At 72.2% G+C, this 16,319-nt stretch carries 14 protein-coding genes; 7 read left to right on the top strand and 7 right to left on the bottom strand.

What is annotated here, in order from left to right; translation table 11 throughout:
- Positions 1 to 414 precede the first annotated feature (414 nt).
- On the top strand, positions 415 to 2,151 hold the full coding sequence (locus A3CQ_RS0127480; RefSeq protein ID WP_020514163.1) for a SpoIIE family protein phosphatase: 1,737 nt from the start codon (positions 415 to 417) through the stop codon (positions 2,149 to 2,151).
- Here A3CQ_RS0127480 and A3CQ_RS0127475 read toward each other — a convergent pair.
- From A3CQ_RS0127475 to A3CQ_RS57730, 3 genes are read right to left on the bottom strand one after another with little or no spacing between them, the layout of a single operon-like run.
- The gene (locus A3CQ_RS0127475) at positions 2,128 to 3,552 is read right to left on the bottom strand and encodes a hypothetical protein (protein WP_020514162.1); all 1,425 of its coding nucleotides are present in this window, start codon (positions 3,550 to 3,552) and stop codon (positions 2,128 to 2,130) included. The two genes, A3CQ_RS0127480 and A3CQ_RS0127475, sit on opposite strands and share 24 nt — an antisense overlap.
- Positions 3,549 to 4,574 carry a hypothetical protein gene (locus A3CQ_RS0127470; protein WP_020514161.1) on the bottom strand — a complete coding sequence of 342 codons (1,026 nt, stop codon included), beginning with the start codon at positions 4,572 to 4,574 and terminating at the stop codon, positions 3,549 to 3,551. Before A3CQ_RS0127470 ends, A3CQ_RS0127475 begins: the two co-directional genes overlap by 4 nt.
- Complete coding sequence (locus tag A3CQ_RS57730; protein WP_020514160.1) at positions 4,571 to 5,128, bottom strand: hypothetical protein; 558 nt, start codon at positions 5,126 to 5,128, stop codon at positions 4,571 to 4,573. The genes A3CQ_RS0127470 and A3CQ_RS57730 overlap by 4 nt, the downstream gene beginning before the upstream one ends.
- A gap of 155 nt (positions 5,129 to 5,283) precedes the next feature.
- On the opposite strand from A3CQ_RS57730, the gene A3CQ_RS0127460 reads away from it, so the two are divergent.
- On the top strand, positions 5,284 to 5,568 hold the full coding sequence (locus A3CQ_RS0127460) for a DUF427 domain-containing protein (protein ID WP_020514159.1): 285 nt from the start codon (positions 5,284 to 5,286) through the stop codon (positions 5,566 to 5,568).
- A gap of 20 nt (positions 5,569 to 5,588) precedes the next feature.
- Here the strand turns inward: A3CQ_RS0127460 and A3CQ_RS0127455 are convergent, their stop codons facing one another.
- Together A3CQ_RS0127455 and A3CQ_RS61095 are read right to left on the bottom strand one after the other, a co-directional pair.
- Entirely contained in the window at positions 5,589 to 5,993 is a 405-nt protein-coding gene (locus A3CQ_RS0127455) for a hypothetical protein (protein ID WP_245577348.1), read from the bottom strand.
- Positions 5,968 to 6,252, bottom strand: coding sequence for a hypothetical protein (locus tag A3CQ_RS61095; protein ID WP_157296415.1), 285 nt, complete (start codon positions 6,250 to 6,252; stop codon positions 5,968 to 5,970). The genes A3CQ_RS0127455 and A3CQ_RS61095 overlap by 26 nt, the downstream gene beginning before the upstream one ends.
- 144 nt (positions 6,253 to 6,396) lie before the next feature.
- On the opposite strand from A3CQ_RS61095, the gene fxsA reads away from it, so the two are divergent.
- The 3 genes from fxsA to A3CQ_RS0127435 are packed head-to-tail and all read left to right on the top strand — an operon-like array spanning position 6,397 to position 9,827.
- A complete protein-coding gene (gene fxsA, locus A3CQ_RS0127445; RefSeq protein WP_020514157.1) occupies positions 6,397 to 6,582 on the top strand; it encodes an FxSxx-COOH cyclophane-containing RiPP peptide in 186 nt (61 codons plus the stop codon).
- A 25-nt stretch (positions 6,583 to 6,607) separates the two neighbouring features.
- Positions 6,608 to 8,098, top strand: a complete 1,491-nt coding sequence (locus tag A3CQ_RS0127440; RefSeq protein ID WP_026206263.1) for an aKG-HExxH-type peptide beta-hydroxylase — start codon at positions 6,608 to 6,610, stop codon at positions 8,096 to 8,098.
- Positions 8,099 to 8,135: 37 nt separating this feature from the next.
- Positions 8,136 to 9,827: a putative bifunctional diguanylate cyclase/phosphodiesterase gene (locus A3CQ_RS0127435; RefSeq protein WP_020514155.1), complete on the top strand. Its 1,692-nt coding sequence runs from the start codon at positions 8,136 to 8,138 to the stop codon at positions 9,825 to 9,827.
- Here the strand turns inward: A3CQ_RS0127435 and fxsT are convergent.
- A complete protein-coding gene (gene fxsT, locus A3CQ_RS0127430; protein ID WP_026206262.1) occupies positions 9,813 to 12,218 on the bottom strand; it encodes an FxSxx-COOH system tetratricopeptide repeat protein in 2,406 nt (801 codons plus the stop codon). The genes A3CQ_RS0127435 and fxsT overlap by 15 nt on opposite strands.
- 44 nt (positions 12,219 to 12,262) lie before the next feature.
- Positions 12,263 to 13,513 (bottom strand): MFS transporter, encoded by a 1,251-nt coding sequence (locus A3CQ_RS0127425; protein ID WP_020514153.1) that lies wholly within the window; start codon positions 13,511 to 13,513, stop codon positions 12,263 to 12,265.
- A 112-nt stretch (positions 13,514 to 13,625) separates the two neighbouring features.
- On the opposite strand from A3CQ_RS0127425, the gene A3CQ_RS0127420 reads away from it, so the two are divergent.
- Both A3CQ_RS0127420 and A3CQ_RS0127415 read left to right on the top strand, forming a co-directional pair.
- A complete protein-coding gene (locus tag A3CQ_RS0127420) occupies positions 13,626 to 14,600 on the top strand; it encodes a GlxA family transcriptional regulator (protein WP_020514152.1) in 975 nt (324 codons plus the stop codon).
- A gap of 39 nt (positions 14,601 to 14,639) precedes the next feature.
- Positions 14,640 to 16,307, top strand: coding sequence for a GspE/PulE family protein (locus A3CQ_RS0127415; RefSeq protein ID WP_020514151.1), 1,668 nt, complete (start codon positions 14,640 to 14,642; stop codon positions 16,305 to 16,307).
- Positions 16,308 to 16,319 lie beyond the last annotated feature (12 nt).

Raw genomic sequence — 16,319 nt, 5'->3', positions numbered from 1 at the left:
GTGGGGCGACCCTCCCGCGCGCGCGAGCCCCCGCGTGGCGCGCGAGCCCCGCACGCCGCGAGACCCCGCGTGGCGCGAGACCCCGCGCGGCGCAAGCCCCCGCGCGGCGCAAGCCCCCGCGCGGCGCAAGCCCCCGCGCGGCGCGAACGCCCGGCATGGTCTAACGCCCAACACCGCGCGAGCGCCTGACACCGCGCGAGCGCCCGACACCGCCCGAACGCCCCGGGATTTCGAGGAATTGGCCTGCATGTGGGGTGGGGATGGGATGAACGGGGGGTCGATAGGGGGTTTCCGGGCCGGTAGCCTGTCAGGTCTGGGCGGCCGGGGGGCGACGTGCTGCGGGGAGACTTGGTCGAGACAGCGGGAGGCGTTCTCGGGGATCCGGAGCGCCTGCGGGCGGTTCGGCGTCTGGGGATGGGCGGCCGGGCGGATGCCGCGTTTGATCGGATCGCGGTGTTGGTCGAGCGGCTGGTGGATGTGTCGGCCGCGGTGGTCACTGTGCTGGGCGTGGACAGGCAGTATCTGCCTGGGCAGGTGGGGCTGCCGGAGGAGCTGGCCGCCGCCCGGGAGGTGCCGCTGACGCATTCGCTCAGTCGGCACGTGGTCGAGGACGGGCAGCTGCTCGTCGTGCCGGACACGCGGGCCGACCCACGTATGCGGGACAACCAGGGTGTGCAGGAGCTGGGCGCCTTGGCGTTTGCGGGGGTTCCGCTCACCGACTCCGACGGGCACGTGCTGGGGACGCTCGCGGTCATGGACCGGGAGCCTCGGGCCTGGACGCGCAGCGAGATCGCGCTGCTCGTCGAGCTGGGCGAGGTCTGCTCGTCCGAGCTGCGGCTGCGGATCGCGCGGGAGATCGCGGACGAGGCTCGCCGGGCCGCCGAGTCGGCACACGATCAGTTGACGTTGCTCGGGGAGCTCACCGAGACGCTCACGGCCACTATGGACATCGACGAGGCGCTCGGGCGGCTCGGGCGGATGGTGGCGGGGCGGCTCGCCGACTGGTGTGTGGTCGCGCTGGCCGAGCCGTCGGGCAGCGTGCGGCACGTGTCGGCGGCGCATCACGACCCGGCGTACGCGGAATTGGCGAAGCGTCTCGCTCAGGTTGCCGCCGCGGCACCCAGAGAAATGAAATCGCTGGTCGCGGCCGTGCAGCGGACCGCGCTGCCGATCCGGGAGGACGCGGCCGACCCGAAATCGCTGCGCGCCCGCATCGCGCCGGGCGAGATCGTGGAGATCGCCGAGCGGATCGGGCTCACGTCCTATCTGGTCGCGCCGATCACCACGACGGTCGGGCGGCGCATCGTCGGCGTGGTGATCCTGGTCAACGGGCCGGACCGGGGGCCGTTCGGCGAGGCCGAGGAGGGCACGGCCGTCGAGATCGGCCGGCGCGCGGGGCTCGCGGTCGACAACAGCCGGCTCTACGGGCGGCAGCGGCACGTCGCCGAGGTGCTGCAGCACAGCATGCTTCCCGAGCTGCCGGAAATTCCGGGCATCGAGCTCCACGCCCGATATCTCCCCGCGCAGATCGGCGCGGCGGTCGGTGGCGACTGGTACGACGCCTTCGTGCAGCCCGACGGCAGCGTCATGCTCGCGGTCGGCGACGTCTCGGGGCACGACATCGAGGCGGCGGCCACGATGGGCCAGGTCCGCAATCTCGTGCGCGGCGACGCCTACGGCCGCGACGACGAGCCGGGGCCGCTGCTCGCCCAGCTCGACCGCGCCCTGCACGGCCTCGGCATGCCGGCCGCCGCAACCGCGGTGCTGGCCCGGCTGCGCCGCACCGATGCGGGAAAGAGCGACAGCTACGAACTGACCTTCGCCAACGCCGGGCACCCGCCACCGGTGCTGCTGCGGCCCGACGGGGAGGTCGAGGTCTGGTGGGAGGCGCCCGAGCCGCTCCTCGGCCTCCTCCCCCGCCAGGAGCGCACCACCCACCGCCGCCGCATTGTGCCGGGGTCGACGCTGCTGCTCTACACCGATGGGCTGGTCGAGAGCCCGGCCCAGCTGATCGACGAGGGCATCCGGCGGATCCGTGAGGCCCTGCACGGCAACGCCGCCCTCGCCGCCGACGAGCTCTGCACCCGGATGCTCGACACCGCCACCCGCCGCGACGACGACGTGGCGCTACTCGTGATCCGCGTGCACTGACTCCACGACCACCGGCGGGCCGCCGTGGGTCCACGGTGTCTCGGACGGGTCGGGGAACGCGGCCCCGGGGCGGTACGCCTCGCTCAGCGTCGTCAGCAGCAGGGACTCGCCGACCGCCGAAACACTTCCCGGCTCGGCCACCAGCTTGCGTCCCATCCCGCCGGAGAGCTCGAGCAGCACGTCGTGACCCGTCGCGGTCGCGGTGACCGAGATGACCTTCGCCTTCTGGGCGGGGCGGGCCGGGGAGGTCAGCGAGGCGCCGGGCTCGACGCGGACCGTCTCGGTGGTGGCGACCATGATGCGGGGGCGCAGGACCGGGCGCTTGCCGGTGTCGTCGACGCGGTCCGGGTTCGCCAGCGTCACCACTCCCCCGAACGCCGCCCCGGCCAGGCGATACTCGGCCATCACCAGCGGATCGTCGAAGGCCCGCTGAACCGCGTAGCGGGCCGCCGCGTTCTCCAGGCGCTGCAGGCGGGCGGCCGCAGCGACCGCGCCGTCCCGGCGCGGCTGAGGAGCGCCGTCCTCGGCCAGGTGCTGAACGTAGGCCGAGTACGCGTCGCGGTCGCCGTCCCAGCGGGAGCCGACCCGATCCCCGGCCGGCAGCGCGCGCAGCAGAGCCAGGGCGCGCCACATGCCGTCCCAGGTGGGCAGCAGGAGCTCGTGCAGGGTGGTGCGCAGCGCCGGGTCGCCGTTCGCGATCAGCGGCGCGAGCACGTGGTTGTCGAAGTCGGGGTCGGTGGCGGGGCCGGCCACCGGGCCGCGCTCGGCGAGCCGGGCGGCCGCGGCCCCCGACTCGATCCAGGCCAGTAGCGAGCCCAGATGAGCGTCCTCGGCGCCGCTCTGCCCGGTCGCCCAGTGCAGGGTCAGCGCCTGCACCGCGTTCGGCAGCAGGGACGAGCCCGGCACCTCGGACGTGCCGGCCAGAAAGGTCAGCCACCGGCCGAGCAGCGGCACCGCGGGGTGCACCGGATAGTCGCCGTCGACCGAGCGGAACCGGGTCGAGCGGCCGAACAGGCGCAGGAAGTCGACGCCGCCGGTGTTCGGCAGCCAGACCTGCGGCGCGTCGACGAACCGGTGCCGGACGTCGCGACCCCGGTCGACCGCCACCGCCTCGGTCTCCCCGGCGAATGACTCGAGGTACGGCACCAAACGGGCGGCCAGCTCGGCGGCGAAGGCGAACCGCTCGTCGCGGTTGCGCGGCTGCTCGACGACCAGCAGGTGCGGGTCGTCATGGGCGGTACCGAGCATGGCGGCCAGCGGCGCGTTGGCCTCGCCGGCCATGGCCAGCGGGATCAGCACGAACGGCCGATCGTGGACGTGCAGGTGGCGCACGGTGGCGATGGGCTGAGCCCGCCCCGCGGCATAGGCCTCCGCGCGGGCGAGCGCAACGAGTGTGCTCAAGGAAGAGCCTCATCCCGCAGCCGCGCCGCCTGACGCAGCAGAGCCGCCGCCTCGGCCTGCCCGGGATCCGGCGCGACCGCGCCCCGAGCAAGGTCGAGCACCGTCGACACCTCCTCGATCCCGCCGAGCGACTCCCGCACCGACCGGCCGAGCGCCGCCGTCGACCCCGCCGCCTCCGACCGGCAATATACCGACATTTCGCAGGAAGAGAGACACTCGGGAACGTATCGCGCCTCGATGGCGGTCAGCGAAGAAATCAGGTCGGACGGGGAGAGGGACAGGTCGAAGGAGACGAACGAGGGCAGCCCGGCGATCAGCGACGACACCGAGGACAACCGCGACAACTGCCGCCGCAGGGTCGAAAGCTGCTTCCGCACGTCCAGCACCACGGCGACCGGCTGAAGCGAGAAGTTCGATGGGCAGACCAGCACGACCTCGTGGCTGACCCGATCGTCGCCCAGCAGCGCACGCAGCGCCAGAACGTAGACCGCGGCCTGCACGGCGGCGCCGGACACCGCGGCGGAATCGGCCTGCCCATCCACGATCGCGAACGACTTGATCTCGACGACCCGCAGCCGGCCCTCGCTCTGGAACGCGATCAGATCCGGCTCGAGGAAGACCGTCTGGCCCGCCACCTCGAGCGTCAGCAGCGGATGGTCGACCAGCGCCGGTCGCGCCGACCCCAACAGTGAGAGCGTGCGCCCGTGCCGCGCGCCGAGCGTGTCGTCCGAGTCGGCGCCGAGGTCGTGATAGTCGACGACCCCCACATCGAGGACCGAGCGGAGCAGGGCGCAGTCGTCCGCCTTGAGCATCGCCTCGAAGGCGTTGCCCCGGGCCAGGGCGAACCGCGACTGCCCGAAACTGCCGGGAAACCCGATCCGGGTGGCCAGCTTGACCTTGTCGATCCCGGCGGCGTCGAGCACGGCCCGCCGCGAGCATCCCGGATTTCCGGTAAGCGCGGCGATCGTGCGGGCGTTGTGCCGCTTGGCCGGGGTGGTGCCGCGCAGCCGGTCGAGGCTCACCCGTTTCCTCGCTGGTGGGGCACGGCCTGCACCCCGTACAGCTGCTGCCGCTCGTCAAGATCTGCCGCGCGCGCCAGCAATGCCTCCCGCGCCGGCGCCTCCGCCGCGATCTGGGCGACGAGTCGCGGATCCGTCAGCGCCGCCCGCGCCGCTTCGGCAAGATCAAGAGCTTCGACCCCATGCGGTACGCGTTGAGCCAGCTCACGCAGCAGTCGGGCCGTGGCCGGGCTGGCGGAGGGGGCCATCGTCACGAACTCGGCGACGCGCACGATCATGGCCAGCTCGTCGCCGCGCCGGGCGGCAGGAGTGACTATTCGCCGCGAAAGGGGCCACTGCGCGAGCGCGACCAGCCCGGGCGCCGCACTCAAATCACCCCGTAGGGCGGCACACAAACCGGGCACCCGCTCCCGCACGAGCGCGCCGACCGACAGGTCCCCGTCGAACAGCGCGGCGTGCACGTCGACCACGAGCCGGGCGCTCGCGGGCGCGCCGAGCAGCAGCAACGCGTGTCGCGCCTGCTCGGAGGTGCTCGGTAGCGTGCTCAGATGGTTCACCGGGCCGCTCTCGTCGGGGGTCGCCGTGGCGGATCGACTCTAGATCTTCATACACCGACGCGGCAATGTGGGGACGAGTCATCACGTTTCACCCGCGATAGCGATTAATGTTCGCATATCGGACACCCGGCGTGTTCCGCGCTACGTTCAACCTTATGCCGAAGGCCATCTGGAACGACGAAGTTATCGCCGAGAGCGACGACACCGTGGTTGTCGAGGGCAACTACTACTTCCCCCGCACGTCGTTGCGGGAGGACCTGCTAGTGCCCTCCGACACCCACACCGTCTGCCCCTGGAAGGGCAAGGCGTCCTACTACACGCTCTCGTCGAACGGCCACACCGCGCCCGACGCGGTCTGGTATTACCCCGAACCGAAGCCGGACGCCAAGGCCGTCCGGGACCGGGTCGCCTTCCGCAAGGAAATCCGAGTCGAGATCTGATCCCACCCCCGGGGGCCCGCTCACGCGATGCGCGGGTGGGCCTCCTCGATCGCCGTGACCTCCAGATAATCGAGCATGTCCCGCTGCTCCTCCGGCTCGAGCGCGCGAAACGCCTCGTACGCCGACTCGCGGGCGTGCACCGTCTCGGCCGCGAGCAGCGCGATGATCGCCGACCAGGCCAGCGAGACCCGGTCGAACAGCCGCGCGCGCCGCAGCGACGTCAGCCGGCTCAGCATCGCCACCTTGGTCGCCGCGTCGTCGTCGTGCGGGATCCGGTCGGAGAGCTCGAACAACGCCTTTCCCCGGTACGGGTGCTCGGACTCGACCAGTCTCGCCAGCTCGGCGTTGCTCATCCGGTCGACCGCGGGCGCCGGGCCACGACGCGGCAGCTGGGGAACGTCACCGGGCACGGCTGTCCCTTCCACTCTCGTATCCGTTGCCCGGCAACTGCTGCGGCAGGGTGGGCACGTTCTGAAATGTCGGGAAGGGCATGACGGGCAGGGACGGCTCGACCGGCTCGTCCTCTCCTCCATCGCCGGCGCGCGTCAACGCGGTCGCCGCTCCCGAACCGGACACGGTCTCCGTGACCACGCCGTCGTCACCGGTCGCGGACGCGTCGCGCGCCGCGGGCCGATCCGCAAGATTTCCACCCGGCACAGTTTGTCCTCCGTTGCCGACTTTCATCGTGTTGGCGTCCTATGAGATCACGAGCGCGCAACGGCGCCGCTCCCGCCCGCCCCGCTCCTCCCGGACACCGCGCACCCCCGCGACCACCGTAGCCTTGCCGCAATACATTGATTGTCAGCACCGAACGGGGGAGGGGGTGTCGTGGACCGGACGGCCGAGAACGACGCCGCGGAGTGGCAGTCGCCGATGGTCGACGTGTCCGCCATGTCCCTCGAGGAGCTGGCGTCCCGCGACGGGGACACCGCCCTGGCCCACTGCCTGCGCCGCCTCGCCGCCGAGCTGGACGAGCCCGGCGAGCCGATAGCCGGCTTCAACTCGGCGCTCTGAGCGCCCGGTGCTCGAGGTGCCCGAGATGCGCGCCTTCCGGCTCACCGACACGGCCCTCGCCGAGCTCGCCGCGGGCCGCCCGAGCGCAGCCACCGTCGGTGAGCTGCGCAGATCGCAGATCAGCCGGCATTTGCTCCTGCTGAGCGAGACCCTCAAGCGTCCCGGTTCCCAGATTCCTTTCTGGTACGCGGACAGCGGCGCGACCGCCGACACGCGCGCGGCCGCCCTCGCCGATCCGATGCGCGCCCTGCACACCGCCGCCACGCTGGCCGCCCTGCGTGCGGGCGCGGCGCCGCCCCCGGAGCCGGTCATCTCCGGCCACGAGCTGACCGCCACCCACGACGGCCTGACCCTCCGAGTACGCCTCGAGGACACCGACCCGCTCCGCACCCGCCTCGGCCTGACGCCTTCCCGACAGCTGACCGCCGCCGAGGTGGCCGGCTGGCAGCGCCTGCTCACCGAGGCCTGGCGGCTCCTGGTCGCCCGCCACCGCCCGGCCGCGACAACCCTGGCCGCGACCCTGCGCGTGCTGGTGCCGATCGAGCCCGACCCGGGCGACGCCGGCCTGAGCGCGACCTCGGCCGAGGCGTTCGGCGCCGTGGCCCTCTCGCCACCGCCCGACGCGCCGACGCTCGCGGTCGGCCTTCTCCACGAGTGCCAGCACAGCCTGCTGAACGCCACCCGCACCCTCTTCGACCTGATCGAGCCCGGCTCCCCGGCCACCTACTCCCCCTGGCGGGACGACCCGCGCCCGCCCTTCGGCCTGCTCCACGGCGCCTACGCCTATCAGTCCGTGGCCCGTTTCTGGCGCACCGAGTCCCGCACCGGCGGCCCGGTGGCCCAGTTCGAGTTCGCCCGCTGGCGGGCCGCGGTCCACGACGCGACGGACGCGCTGCTCGATGGCGGATATCTGACCGCGGCCGGCGAGCGCTTCGTGCGGGCGATGCGCGCCGAGGTGACGACCTGGCTGAGCGAGGAGGTCGACCCCGGGGTGGAGCGCCTGGCCCGCGACGCCAACGCCGACCACCGGGCCCGATGGCGGCTGCGGAACCTCGAAGTCGACACCGAACCGCTTCTCGACGCCTGGCGGCAGGGATGGCCGTCGAGGTTGCCGGAACCAAAGCTGCGGGCGGGCGGCGGCCGGGCGCACGGGCGCAGCGACCGGCTCGACCTCGTGCATCGGCTGCTGCGGGGGCCGGCGACGGTCGACGGGTTTGAGCGTGACCAGAGTCTTCAGCCCGGAAGCCGCGAACGGCCCGGTGACGACGCCTGGCTGCGTGGTGAAGCCGGTACTGCTCTGTCCGCGTACGAGAAAAGTCTGGAAAGCCTGAATCGCCCCTCCCGGCCGAAGGGGCCGCCGAGCCCGCGCGAAGTTGATGTCTGGGCGGGGATCGCGCTGGTGGCGCCGTGGCGGAGCGTGCGGGAGCGGCCCGAGGCAGCCAGGGCCGTCTATCTCGCCCTCGAACAAGAAACTTTATTCAAAATCGCGGAACGTCTGGAAAGAACCCTTAACTAGAACCCGCCCGGGCCGATGGATGGCGCGGAGGTGAGACATGGGTTCCAGCAAGGTCCTGGATCGGGTCCGTCGTGGCATCGACGAGGCCATGATCTTCGCGTCCTTGATGGTGCTGGCCTGGCCGGTCGTCTTCGAGCGGCTGACCGACGAGAACCACGAGGTGCTCGACTGGCTGCTGCCGGTGGGGGTCGTGGTCGTGGTCAGCGTCGTGATCTCGAAGCTGGCCGACCGGTGGCCGCTCGCGCAGTACGCGCCGGTCAGCGCGGCCGTCGTGATGGCGGCGCTGCTCACCGCCGGCGCGAACGGCGGCGAGGCGGAGCTCACCTGGCTCATCATCGTCGTGGCCGGCACCATCCTCGTGCGGCAGTTCCTGGGAGCGCGCACGAACGAGGGCCTGATGCGGGACCTCACCCGGCAGCGGGCCCAGCTCGCCCGGCAGGCGTTCCGCGACCCGCTCACCGGGCTCGGCAACCGGGCCATGTTCATGGACCACGCCCGGGACGCGCTGAGCGACGCCGACGACACCATGACCGCCGTCATCCTCCTCGACCTGGACGGGTTCAAGGGGGTCAACGACACGTACGGCCACGCCGCCGGCGACGAGCTGCTGCGGGTCACCGCCGAGCGGCTCAACGCGAACGTGCGGACCAACGACACCGTGTCCCGGCTCGGCGGCGACGAGTTCGTCGTGCTGCTGCCCCGGCTCACCGACGACCAGATCGCCGACACCGTGGCCAACCGGATCCTGCGGGACCTGCTGCAGCCGCTGGTGGTCGACGAGACCGTGCTGACCATCCGCGCCAGCGCCGGCATCGCGTTCGCCCGGGGCACCGACCACGACGTGGACGAGATCCTGCGCGAGGCGGACGCGGCGCTGTACCAGGCAAAGGACGACGGCAAGGGCGTCGCCCGGCGGTTCGACCCGGCCCGGTTCGCCGAGGCCGAGCAGCGCCGGAACGACGAGGACGACCTGCGCACGGCGCTCGCCGAGAAGCAGTTCGAGGTGTTCTACCAGCCGATCGTCGACCTGGACGGCGAGCACACCGTGGGCGTGGAGGCCCTGGTGCGCTGGCGCCACCCCTCTCGCGGGCTGCTGCCACCGGCCGCGTTCCTCGACCTCGCCGAGGAGATCGGGCTGATGCCGGAGCTGGGCATCTGGGTGCTCGAGCAGGCGTGCGAGCAGGCCGTCGGGTGGCAGCGGGACAACCCTTCGTTCGAGCTGAACGTCAATCTGTCGGCATCGCAGCTGGGCAGCCCGCACCTCGCCGACGACATCCAGACAGTGCTCGAGCAGACCGGCATCCCGCCGTACCTGCTGGTGCTGGAGCTGACCGAGTCGGTCGCGCTCACCGACCTGGCCGAATCGGCGCGGGTGCTCGGCTCGCTGAAGACGCTCGGCGTGCGGATCGCGCTCGACGACTTCGGCACCGGCTTCTCCTCGCTGAGCCACCTCGGTGCACTGCCGGTGGACGTCGTGAAGATCGACCGGTCGTTCGTGCAGGCCATGCCGGACAGCGCGACGGGCGCGTCGGTGGCCGAGGCGGTGCTGCAGATCGCCCGCACTTTCGGGCTGGCGCCGGTAGCCGAGGGCGTCGAGGACGCGGACACGGCGGCCCGGCTGCGCGAGCTGGAGTGCGCGCAGGCGCAGGGCTACCACTTCGCCAAGCCGATGCCCGCGGCCGAGCTTTCCGACCTGCTCGCCGCGCAGGTGGCGCTAGAGCGGCGGTAGGTCGACTTCCGTCTCGAGCCGCTCGCCGGCGGCGACCCGGGCGAGGATCTCGTGGCCCTCGCCGTACGCCTTGACGAGCGCCGCCGTGACCTGGTGCCGGGCCTCGTCGTCGCCGCCGGCCAGCACCGCGTTCCAGGCGCAGGCCAGCGTGTCGGGATGCTCGGCGCCGCGCAGCAGGTGCGACCGCTGCCAGGTATCGGCCGCGATCTGCTGAGCCTCCTGCCGCTCGCCCAGCCCGAACAGGTCGATGGCGTAGCCGTTGGCGCAGGCCAGCGTGAACGGATGGTCGGCGCCGACGCTGCGCCGCAGGCCGTGCAGCGCCTCCTGGTCGATCCGGCGGGCCTCGACGTGACCGCCGCCGGCCCGCACCACCCCGGCCAGCGACGCCGAGGCGGCCAGCGTGAACGGATGGTCGTCGCCGAGCAGCGAGTGGTACCGCACGACGGCTCGTTCCAGCAGGTCGAGCGCGCGGCCCAGATCGCCGGCCGCGGCGGAGGCGTTGGCCAGCGTGACGGTCGCGCCGAGCGTCTCCACGTGCAGGTCACCGAAGCGACGCCGGGTCAGCTCGACCGTGGTCTCGGCCATCTCGTACGCGCCGGGCAGGCCGCGCCGCCGGGCCGCCATCGCGCCGGCCCGGGCCGCCCACAGCGCGAACGGATGGTCGTCGGCGACGGTGCCCGGCCGGACCGCGGCGAGCACCTCGGCCGCGCCCGCGTAGTCGCCCAGCCCGAACAGGTCGTAGGCGAGACCGGCCCGCGAGGAGAGAACCTCGGGGTGGCCGTCGGCGAGGATCGCCTGCCGCTGCCGCAGCGTCTGCTCGTCGAGCGTGCGGGCGCCCCGGAAGTCGCCGACCAGGCGCAGGTCGGCGGCGAGGTTGTTGGCACAGCGCAACGCCGTCGGGAAGCCGTCGCCGAGAACGCGCCGGTAGCGCAGCATGTTGTCGTTGTCGAGCTGGCGGGCCTGCCCGAAGTGGCCGCGCATGCGAAGGTCGGCGCCGACGCTGTTGGCGGTCGCGAGCGTGGTCTCGTCGTCGGCGCCGAGCGCGCCCCGCTGGGAGCGCAGGGTCTGCTCGTTGAGCGCCCGGGCCTCGGTCGTACGGCCCAGCGCCCGCAGCGCGTTGGCCAGGTGGAACGCGGCGAGCAGGGTCTGCTCGTCGTCCTCGCCGAGGGTTTCGCGCCAGCGGTCGCGGGCCGAGGCGGCCAGGTCGCGGCTCGAGTCGTAGTCGCCGCTCGCGTAGAGGAACCGCACGCAGTTGATCACCAGCTGGCGGATCTCCTCGGTGCCGGCGCCCAGCACGTCGGAGTGGATCAGGTGCGGGGTGAGCTCGGCGTACCGGGAGCGGCCGGCCGGGTCGTCGGGGTCGCCCGGGTCGGCCGCGGCGAGCATGCCGCGGACCGTGGTGCGCAGCGCGGCGTGCCGCTCGGGGCCCAGGCCGTCGCTGAGCATGGCCCGGGCCAGCGGGTGCACGAGCAGGTGCTCGCCGGGCGGGTCGAGCTCGGCCAGGCCGTAGCGGCCGATGAGGCGCAGGGCGGCCTTGAGCCGGCGTTCGATGCGGACGGTCGCGGCCAGCTCGTCGGGAAGCTCGAGCATGCGGGCGCCCCACAGGATCCGCCAGGAGACCGGGGCGCTACCCAGGAAAGCGCCCAGCTCGAGCAGTTGGTACGCGGCTGGGCTGTCGCTTTGTAGTGCGCCTGCCGCCAGGCCCCAGGCTACCCGGATCGGGTCGTCGTTTCCGACAAATCGGGATAAATACTCACCCGGCGACCAACCCGTCATCGCGCGTGTCGCGGCGGCCAGGGCGAGCGCCATCGGCACGTCGCCGAGGCGCTCGGCGATCCGCTCGGCGTCGGCCACGGACAGCTCGGGGCTGCGCCGGCGCAGCAGGTCGACGCTGTCGGCCCGGTCGAGGACACCGACCGGCAGGGTCTGTGCCACCTCGGCCGGCCAGTCCCGGTCGCGGCTGGTGACCAGCACGTGCCCGGTGCCGTTCGGCAGGTAGGCCCGGATCTCGTCGGGCTGGTTGGCGTCCTCGAAGACGACCAGCCAGTTGCGGTACGGCTCGCCGCGACTGAGCGCGTCGCGCACGGCGGCGAGCGTGCGGTTGATGTCGCCGGTGTCGGGCAGGCCCAGCTCCTGGGCCAGGCCGATCAGCGCGTGCCGGGCCCCCGCCGACTGCTCGGAGGGGATCCACCACACCAGGTCGTACGTCTCGGCGTAGCGATAGACATACTCCACGGCGAGCTGGGTGCGTCCGGTGCCACCCAGCGGCTGGTCCTCTCCCGGCAGCAGGACGACGGGGCCCGCGGACAGGCGCCCGTGCAGGCCGGAGAGGAGATCCTCGCGACCCACGAAGCCGGGGTTACGCGGTGGGAGACCTCCCAGGATCGGCATGCCGATTACCGTACGTGGAAACGTGCTGACTGTGGAAGAAGCTTTTAGGCCTCGGCTCCGGCCGTGACGAGCCCGATCCCGGGCGCGATCGGCTTGAGCCGCTTGCCCGCGAAGAGCATCAGGCTCAGCAGGCTGGCGAGGATGGCCAGCGCCCCGGCGCCGTACCAGGCCGCGTTGTAGGTGCCCAGCTGGTCGCGGAGCAGGCCGGCGCTGCTGGCCGCGATCGCGGCGCCGAACTGGTGCGAGGCGAACACCCAGCCGAAGACGACCGGGCCGGAGGCGCCGAAGTACTCCCGGCACAGGGTCACGGTCGGTGGCACCGTCGCCACCCAATCGAGGCCGTAGAAGAGGATGAACACCACCATGCTCGGGTGCGCGCTCGCCGCGAACAGCGACGGCAGCACCAGCAATGACAGCCCACGGCCGAAGTAGTAGACGCCCAGCAGCACCCGGCTGTCGACGCGGTCGGTGAGCCAGCCCGAGACGATCGTGCCCGCGATGTCGAACAGTCCGACCAGGGCGAGCAGGCTCGCGGCCGTGGTCTCGGGCATGCCGTGGTCGTGCGCGGCCGGGATGAAGTGGGTGCCGACCAGGCCGTTGGTGGTGGCGCCGCAGATCGCGAAGCCGCCGGCCAGCAGCCAGAACGGCCGGGTGCGGGCGGCCTGCTTGAGGGCGCGCAGGGCGGTGCGGGCGGCGCCGGCGGGAGCGATGGGCTTGGGCTCCTCGTACTCGCCGCCGAACGGGCCGATGCCGAGCTCGGCCGGGTGGTCGCGCAGCTTCCACCAGACCAGCGGCACCACGAGCAGGGCGACGCCGGCCACGGTCAGGGCCGCGAAGCGCCAGCCGTGGTGCTCGGTGAGGGTGGCCAGCACCGGCAGGAAGACCAGGTTGCCGGCCGCGCCGCCGGCGGTGAGCACGCCGGTGACCAGGCCGCGGTGCTTGCCGAACCAGCGGTTGGTGATGACGGCCACGAAGCCGAGCGCCATCGAGCCGGTGCCGAGGCCGACCAGCACGCCCCAGCAGAGGATGAGCTGCCAGCTCTGCCGCATGAAGACGGTGAGCCCGGAGCCGGCCGCGACCAGCAGCAGCGCGCCCATGACCACGCGGCGGATGCCGAACCTCTCCATGAGGGCGGCGGCGAACGGCGCGGTGAGGCCGTAGAGCAGGAGGTTGACCGAGACGGCGGCGGAGATCGTACCGAGCGACCAGCCGAACTCGTCGTGCAGCGGACGGAGCATGACCGAGGGCGTCGCCCGGAAGCCGGCAGCACCGACCAACGCGACAAACGCGATCACCGCGACAAACCAGGCTGGGTGAATTCTGTACGTCTTCTGCACGCCTCAATACTCGGCAACCGAAGCCGATCAGACGAGTGGCCCGAAGGTCATCATGCGCAAGAATTGGGCCATGTCCCCCCACCGGATCGCGGTCCTAGCGCTCGACCACGTCGTCGCCTACGACCTGGGCACCCCGCCGCAGGTCTTCAACGCCGCCCGCCCCTCCGACCGGCATCGGCTCTACGACGTGCGCATCTGCGCCGCCGGTCCGGTGCGCAGCACGGCCGGCTTCACCGTCGTCCCCGATTACGGCCTGGAGCAGCTCGACGAGGCGGACACCATCATGGTCGCCGGTATCGGTGGCGGCGGCCCGGTGACCGACGGCACACTTCCGCCCGACATCAAGGATGCCCTGCTCGCCGCCCACGCCCGCGGCACCCGGATCGTCTCGATCTGCACCGGCGCCTCGGTGCTGGCGGCCGCCGGCCTGCTCGACGGCCGCACCGCGGCCACCCACTGGGCCTGGGCCGACCGCATCTCCGCGCTCTACCCGCAGGTCCGGTGGAACTTCGACGTCCTGTTCGTGGACGACGGCGACATCCTCAGCTCGGCCGGCGTCGGCGCCGGCGTCGACCTCTGCCTGCACGTCGTGCGCAGCGACCACGGCGCCGAGGTGGCCAACCGGGCGGCCCGCCGCTGCGTGGTGCCCGCGTTCCGGGAGGGCGGCCAGGCGCAGTACATCGAGCGCCCGGTGCCGCAGAACGCGGGCACGGGCACCGAGACGACCCGGGCCTGGGCGCTCGATCGGCTGGCCGAGCCGGTCAGCCTGGAGGACATGGCCGCGCACGCCCGGATGAGCGTGCGCACGTTCACCCGGCGCTTCCGGGAGGAAACCGGCCTGAGCCCGCGGCAGTGGCTGCTGCGCCAGCGGGTCGCGCATGCTCAGCTTCTGCTCGAATCGACCGATCTGGGCGTCGAGACGGTGGCCCGACGCTCGGGCCTCGGCAGTGCCACCGCTCTTCGGCAGCACCTCCAGGCCTCGATCGGGGTCGCGCCGAGCGCGTACCGCAAGACGTTCCGGCATCCCGTGCAATCTGCCTCATAGGGTCTCAGATCGGCGTACGCGCGTCCGATCGTCTGGGTCGTGGACCAGACCTTCCGCCCCCTGCTCGACGCGCTGAAGCAGATCGGTGTCGATCCGCGCGCCGTGGACGCGGCCGCGGAAGAAGCCCAGCGCAGCGGCCGTTCCGTGCGTGCCGTCCTGATCAACGACCAGGTCGTCACGGAGGAGCAGCTCACCGAGGCGGCCGCCCAGGCCTTCGGCATCAACACCCTCGACCTGGTCACCTTCACCCCCGACCCGCAGGCGCTCAAGCGCATCCCGCTGCCGGTGGTGCTGCGCCACCGGGTCCTCGGCCTGTCGATCACCAACGGCGAGCTGGTCGTCGGCGTCACCGACCCGGGCGACGTGGTGGCGCTCGACGACGTGCGGGCGGCCACCGGCATGACCGTGCGGCCCGTGGTGGTGGCCCGCAGCGAGGTCCGCCGGATCATCGAGAAGCTCCAGCGCGAGTCCAGCGACCTCGCCGATATCGCCGACGACGACTCCGACGACCAGGCCGGGATGACCGCCCAGGCCACCAGCGTCGACGACGCGCCGATCGTGCGCTACGTGAACAGCCTGATCGAGCAGGCGGTCATGAACCGCGCCTCCGACCTGCACCTCGAGCCGACCGAGGACGAGATGCGGGTGCGCTACCGGATCGACGGCGTGCTGCACGAGGTCGACATCGTGCCGCGCGGCGTCATGGCCGCGCTCACCTCGCGCCTCAAGATCATGTCGGGCGTCGACATCACCGAGAAGCGCGTCCCGCAGAACGGCCGCATCACCGCGCTCATCCGCGACCGCTCGGTCGACCTGCGGACCGCGACACTGCCGACCGTGTGGGGCGAGAAGATCGTCCTGCGGGTGCTCGACACCGGCGGCATCGACCTCGACATGAACAAGCTGGGCTTCACCCAGCACAACCTCGACCGCTTCGCCGAGTCGTTCACCAAGCCGCACGGAATGGTCCTGGTCACCGGCCCCACCGGCTCCGGAAAATCCACGACGCTGTACGCGACGCTGGGGCGCATCAGCAAGCCGGAGATCAACGTGATCACGGTCGAGGACCCGGTCGAGTACCGCCTGCGCGGGGTCAATCAGGTGCAGGTCAACGCGAAGGCCGGCCTGACCTTCGCGGCCGTCCTGCCGGCCATCCTGCGTTCCGACCCGGACGTGGTGCTGATCGGTGAGATCCGGGACAGCCACACCGCCCAGATCGCGGTCGAGGCCTCGCTCACCGGCCACCTCGTCCTCTCCACGCTGCACACCAACGACGCGCCCGGCGCGGTCACCCGGCTCACCGAGATGGGCATCGAGCCGTTCCTAGTCGGGTCGTCGCTGGACTGCGTGCTCGCCCAGCGGCTGTCCCGGCGGCTGTGCGACTGGTGCAAGGAGGCGTACCAGCCGACCGAGGAGGAGCTGGTCGGCGCCCGCTGGCCGTTCGAGGACCTGGTCGTGCCGGAGGCGCTGTACCGGCCGGTGGGCTGCCGGAACTGCGCGAACACCGGGTACCGCGGGCGGCTCGCGATCCACGAGGTCATGCCGATCTCGCCGGAGATCGAGTCGCTGACCATCCGGCGGGCCTCCTCGAACGAGATCCGCGAGGTGGCGCTCGACCAGGGCATGTACGACCTGCGGGCGGACGGGCTGGCGAAGGCGGCCGGCGGGCTCACCTCGGTGCGCGAGATCTCCCGCGTCGCGATCTAAGCAATTCCCGAA

It is taken from the genome of Paractinoplanes globisporus DSM 43857, assembly GCF_000379645.1.
GTDB lineage: Bacteria > Actinomycetota > Actinomycetes > Mycobacteriales > Micromonosporaceae > Actinoplanes > Actinoplanes globisporus.
The sequence above is the reverse complement of the archived record's forward strand: the minus strand, read 5'-3'. Positions and strand labels throughout refer to the sequence as shown.